The sequence below is a fragment of the Stenotrophomonas sp. 05L44_2 genome, assembly GCF_056665995.1.
Map to the genome: position 1 here is coordinate 1 of NZ_JBFTNR010000502.1, position 5690 is coordinate 5690.

The 5690-nt window shown below is 68.0% G+C and carries 4 protein-coding genes; all 4 read left to right on the plus strand.

The features are described 5' to 3' along the window. The coding region (locus AC1VAN_RS16470) for a DbpA RNA binding domain-containing protein (protein ID WP_480986215.1) at positions 1 to 409 on the plus strand (409 nt) is incomplete at its 5' end. Positions 410 to 597: 188 nt separating this feature from the next. Continuing rightward, on the plus strand, positions 598 to 3021 hold the full coding sequence (locus AC1VAN_RS16475; protein WP_478013606.1) for a putative bifunctional diguanylate cyclase/phosphodiesterase: 2424 nt from the start codon (positions 598 to 600) through the stop codon (positions 3019 to 3021). A 624-nt stretch (positions 3022 to 3645) separates the two neighbouring features. Continuing rightward, positions 3646 to 5310: a sensor domain-containing diguanylate cyclase gene (locus AC1VAN_RS16480; protein ID WP_478013607.1), complete on the plus strand. Its 1665-nt coding sequence runs from the start codon at positions 3646 to 3648 to the stop codon at positions 5308 to 5310. Between the two features lie 34 nt (positions 5311 to 5344). Next, the coding region (locus AC1VAN_RS16485) for a S4 domain-containing protein (protein ID WP_480986216.1) at positions 5345 to 5690 on the plus strand (346 nt) is incomplete at its 3' end.

Below are 5690 nucleotides of genomic sequence, written 5' to 3' on the forward strand. Positions count from 1 at the left end.
GACCTACCGCATTTCGGTCGGCCACCAGCATGGCGTGAAGCCGGCCAACATCGTCGGCGCCATCGCCAATGAAGCCGGCCTGGAAAGCCGCTTCATCGGTCGTATCGACATCCACGACGACTTCTCGCTGCTGGATCTGCCGGCACAGATGCCGTCGGACGTGCTGACCCACCTGCAGAAGGTCTGGGTGTCCGGCCAGCAGCTGCAGATGCGCCCGTTGGCCGCCGGTGAAGAGGTCAATCCGGCGCCGCGTCCGTTCAAGCCGCGCTTCGACAAGCGTGGTCCGGGCGGTCCGGGTGGCCCGGGAGCTCCGCGTCGCAGCGGTCCGGGTGGCCCCGGCGGCGACCGCGACAGCCGTCCGCCGCGTCGTGATGGCTTCAACAAGCCACGTGGCCCGCGCAGCTTCTAAGCCGCGCTGAAGTAGACGAACAACGCCAGCCTCCGGGCTGGCGTTGTTGTTTGCATGGCGCCAGGGCGGCCCGGCCTCCGCTGCCGATCACCGGCCGGGTCCGGTTTCGCATGGCCCACACATCACCGGTTCTAGGCTGGCGCGGTTCCGTAGGAGATTGTCACCGCAGCACATTCGGGGGATCCAGGATGGGTAGAAGTGGCATGGACCAGCAGCGCCGACGGGTACCGATGACCCGCGGGCTGGGACTGCGATTTGCGCTGTTGACGGGCATGGCGATCGGACTGGTCGCGCTGTCGGCTGTGATCCAGGAGCTGCAGGCGGCATCGACCGCATGGATCGCAGGGCAGGGCTACTGGTCGCGGGGGCAGCAGGACGCCACCGCAGCGCTCAGCCGTTACCTGGCGCGTGGCCATCTGCAGGATCTGCAGGATGCCCAGACGGCACTGCAGGTTCCGTTGGGTGACCTGCAGGCCCGCAAGGCGCTGGAGCAACCCGAACCGGACGAGGCGACAGCCCGCGCCGGTTTTCTGCGTGGGGGCAATGCCCGCGCCGACATTCCGCGGCTGATCTTCTCGTTCCGCCATGCGCGCAACGTCGGAGCCTTCCGCGAAGCCACCTGGTTGTGGCGGCAGACCGACGCAAACCTGCTGGCCATGCAGTCGCTGGCGGAGGAACTGCAACGGCGCCATGGCTCGGGGCCGCTGGACGAGGCGACCGTGGATGACTACCTGCATCGGCTGCGTGGCATCGACCACCAGCTGCGCGGGCAGGCGCAGGCGTTCTCGCAGGCACTGCTGCGCATGGCCCGCGCGGTGCGCATCGCGACCCTGGCCGTGGGCGGCCTGTCGGTCCTGCTGATCAGCCTGATGGCGGTGGCCCTGGCGCGCCGGGTCGGCAAGGACCTGACCGAGCATGAGAGCCGCTTCCGGGCCGCCTTCTACCAAGCCAACGTCGGCATGCTCAAGCTGGATGCCGGCGGCCGGGTGGTGGAGGCCAACCAGGCGATGGCCGACATTCTCGACCATCGTCGGGACGTGCTGCTGCAGATGTCGCTGGCCGAGCTGCTGATGGAGGGCGAGGTGGTGATCGATGAAAGTGGCCGCATCGACTGGGAACGTCAGCTGCGACCGGGCGAGTTGCGCTTCCGGCGCCGCGATGGCAGCCTGGTGTGGGGGCGCTGGAGTGGTACCGGCGTGCGCACTGCCAGCGGCCGCCTGTCGGTGTTCGCCATCGTCGAGGATGTCAGCCAGAACCATGCCCTGGCACGTGAGATAGAGCACCACGCCAGCCATGACCCCCTGACCGGGCTGATCAATCGTCGCGAGATCGAGCGCCTGCTGGAAAAATCGCTGCTGCAGGTCCGCTCCGACGGTGGAACCCATGCCCTGGGCTACATCAACCTGGACCACTTCAAGCTGGTCAACGACAGCTTCGGCCACGCGGCCGGCGACCAGATGCTGCGCAGTTTCGCCGAGTACCTGGTCGGCGCGGTGCGCGATGGCGACTGGGTCGGCCGCCTGGGGGCGGACGAGTTCGCGGTGTTCCTTGCCCGCGCCAACCAGGATGAAGCCAAGCGTGTGCTGCAGCGGTTGATCCGCAACCTGGGCCAGGCCACGTTCCCGGTCAGCGAGGGCAGTCCCCAGTTGAGCTGCAGTGTCGGCGTGGTCGAAGTGACAGCCGAGGCGCCGGACGTGAACTGGTTGATGAGCGCGGCCGACAGCGCGTGCTATGCGGCCAAGCAGGCCGGTCGCAACCGCGTGCATTGCTTCAACGAGAACCGGCTGGCGCTGGAGGAGCGACGGCTGGAGGCCGAACGCCTGCAGGGCGTCAGTCGCGCCATGGCCGAGAACCGGATGCTGTTGTATGCGCAGCGCATCGCCAAAGTGGGTGATCCGTCCTACCTGCACTACGAGGTGCTGGTGCGCATGCGTGACAGTGACGGCGTGCTGCACCTGCCGGGCCAGTTCATGCCTGCGGTGGAGCGCTACGGCATGGCGGTGGTGCTGGACCGGCACGTGCTCGGCCTGCTTTTCCGCCACCTGCAGGTGTGCCCGGCGCACGTACGGCAGCTGGGCCTGTGCAACGTCAATGTATCGGCCCAGTCGATCGCCGAGCCGGGATTCCTTGCCTTCGTCTGTGACCTGCTGGAGCGCAACCGCGCGCTGGCGTCCAAGCTCTGTTTCGAGATCACCGAAACCGCGGCCATCGGTAACCTGAGCCAGGCGCGTGCCTTCATCGACGCGGTCAAGGCGCGCGGCTGCCGGGTGGCGCTGGACGATTTCGGCTCGGGCCTGTCCTCGTTCGGTTATCTGCGGCAGCTGTCGGCGGACATGCTGAAGATCGATGGGGCGTTCGTGCGCGACATGGACACCGATCCGGTCAGCCGTGCCAGCGTGCGCGCGATCAGCGAGCTGGGCCGCGAACTGCAGATGGAGGTGGTGGCCGAGTGGGTGGAGACCACCGAAATTGCCGAGGCGCTGGCCGGGATGGGCGTGCAGGGGCTGCAGGGTTATGCCATCGAACGGCCGCAGCCGCTGGAACGGCTGACCCTGGCTGACCTGCGACCGATGCGGTTGGCCGGTACGCAGGGGCCCTCGGCTGTCGGCTGAAGGTGCTGCGGCCGGGCGGCGCCCGGCACCCTCAACCTCAACAGCAACAGCAACAGCAACAGCAACAGCTGCATTCCGTGGGATGGCGGGGTGGGTCCGGTTGCGGGGGACGCCGCAAGTACGTCCCTGTAGGCTCGGTCGCGCCATCCATGGTGGATGACATCCAATCCATTCATTGATTTCGAAACGGTATGAACATCCATCCACGCACGGCGTGGATCTACCAGATGGCGGGACACTGTCAGGGGTGGGGCGGTATGGGCAGGCAGGACCGTTGGCGCCATGGGCCCGAGGCATGCCCTCGGGCGGGTTGGGCAGGACGCCCAACCCCGGTCTTGCCGTGTGCGCAGGACGGCGCACACGAGCAAGGCGCCATCGAGCCCCCATGGATGGGTTTACGGCGTGTCCTGCCTGCCCATACCGCCCCGCCCAGCTCGGTAGCCCGCAGTTGCTGTTGCTGTTGAGGTTGCCGGCCAGCGGCCGGCACTACAGCGGGTGCCGGGAGGCAGCCCGGGCCAGTACCCCCGCCACTTTGGTCTACACATCGGTGGTGCATTCCGCTGCGATAATGCCGCCAGGGGCGACGCGCAATGGGCGCGGACGTAAGCAGGAACAGGACGTGGCGTGGGCGGCAGGCAGGTGCGTTTGGAAACAGGGGCGGTGCTTGTCCTGCTGCTGGTGTGGTTGGCGTTGCCGTGGCTGGGCCATGCGCGCAGCGTCGACGCTGGCCGCGATTACCTTCTGGTCGGCACCGCGACAGCCGAACCTACGCCACATCGCGCGTGCACGCCGGAGATGCTGGCCGGGCCGCGCCAGCAGACACGGGTGAATGCCCCGCCAGAAGGCTGGTCCGGCGAGCCGCAGGCGCTGGATGTCTTCAACATCTTTGCCGGCGAAGTGCGGCTGCAGCACGGTGATCGTGAGATCTGCGGCAACATGCAGGATGCGCGCACCCGCGATTCGCGCTTCCGTGCGGGCATCGGCATGGTGGCGGTACCCGCTGCCGGCAGCCACGAACCCTTCCTGGTCTCCTGGCAGACGCCGCTGAAGGCGCGCTGGGTTCCCACATTGCAGCTGGGTGCGCCCAGCCCGGTGCAGCAGAACGACACTGCCCGGCTGCTGGTGCGCGCCGCATGCATCGCCGTGGCAATCGCGCTGGCGCTGTCGGCGCTGATGGCCTACCTGACCACCCGCGACCGCAGCTTCCTGATGTATATCGGTGCCACCCTGGTGCTGGTGCTGTGGCAGTCGATCCTTGGCGGCCTCAGCGGCTATCCCGAGCCCTGGCTGCGCGTCGGCGGGCGCGGTGACTGGTGGCTGCTGGCGCTGACTGCAGCGACCCAGGCACTGGTGTTGCCGGCGCTGTGGCGCCTGAACGGCGGTGACCGCGTGCTGCCACGTTCGCGCGCGGGCCAGCAGCTGGTGTTGTGGTCCCTGCTCACGCTGGCGGCACTGGTGCCGTGGTTGCAGCGCGATGGACTGGTCGTGGTCACACAGGTCCTGCAGTGGAGCTTCATTGCCGGCTGCGTGCTGTCGTTGGCGATGGGCATCTGGGCCCGGTTGCGCGGCGATGTCTGGTCGCTGGCCGGACTGGCCGCACTGGCGCCGATGCTGGTGCTGATCGTGACCGACGCCGCCAGCGCGCATTGGTTGATGGAATACCGGGTGGAGGCCCTGCAGCTGGCGGTCACCTGGCTGCTGATGATGGCGGCCTATGCACTCAACCTGCGCCTGGGCCGGCTGCGCCAGCAGCGCGATGAAATGCGCCAGCTCGCCGAGACCGACATGCTGACCGGCCTGCCCAACCGCCGTGCCGGCCTGCAGCAGCTGGCCCAGCATCTGCAGGGCGGCGAGCGTGAGAGGGGGCCGCTGGTGATCGGCTTCCTCGATATCGATCTGTTCAAGGACATCAATGATCGCCATGGCCACGAGATCGGCGACCAGGTGCTGGTGGCCGTGGCCCGCGCGCTTCGCGCCGCTGTCCGCAGCGAGGACCAGGTGGTGCGGATGGGGGGCGAGGAGTTCCTGCTGCTGTTGCCGGGCATGCCGCGTGAGGTTGCGGCCACCCGCCTGGAACGCCTGCGCCAGCGCATCACCGAGACCTGCCGGGACCTGCAGGTGCCCGCTCTGGAGGTGACCGCGAGCATCGGCATGGCACAGTGGCGGCCGGCCGAAGATGACCTGGCCGCGCTGCTGCGGCGCGCCGACCACGCCATGTACGTGGCCAAGCGCAGTGGCCGCAACCGGGTGTTCGATGGAGAAACCGAAGATCCGTTGACCACGGCATGAGGCGGGAAGGGCGGTGATGCCGGATAATGGGGCGATGACCAGYCGACTCAACAAATACATCGCCGACACCGGCTTCTGCTCCCGACGCGAGGCCGATCGCCTGATCGCCGCCCGCCGGGTCACCGTCAATGGCCATGCCGCCGGCACCGGCGCGGTGGTCGGCGAGGATGACAAGGTGCTGGTCGACGGCCAGCCGCTGCGCGTGCGCACTGCCCGCAAGCCGGGCGCCCGCCGCCACGTGTACATCGTGCTGAACAAGCCGGTGGGCGTGACCTGCACCACCGAAAGCACGGTGAAGGGCAACATCGTCGACTTCGTCGGCCATGAACAGCGCATCTTCCCGATCGGCCGCCTGGACAAGGAGTCCGAAGGCCTGATCC

What these genes read in the sequence shown, in the direction of transcription:
- AC1VAN_RS16475 (WP_478013606.1), top strand. Translation starts at nt 598, where the DNA reads ATGGGTAGAAGTGGCATGGACCAGCAGCGCCGACGGGTACCGATGACC.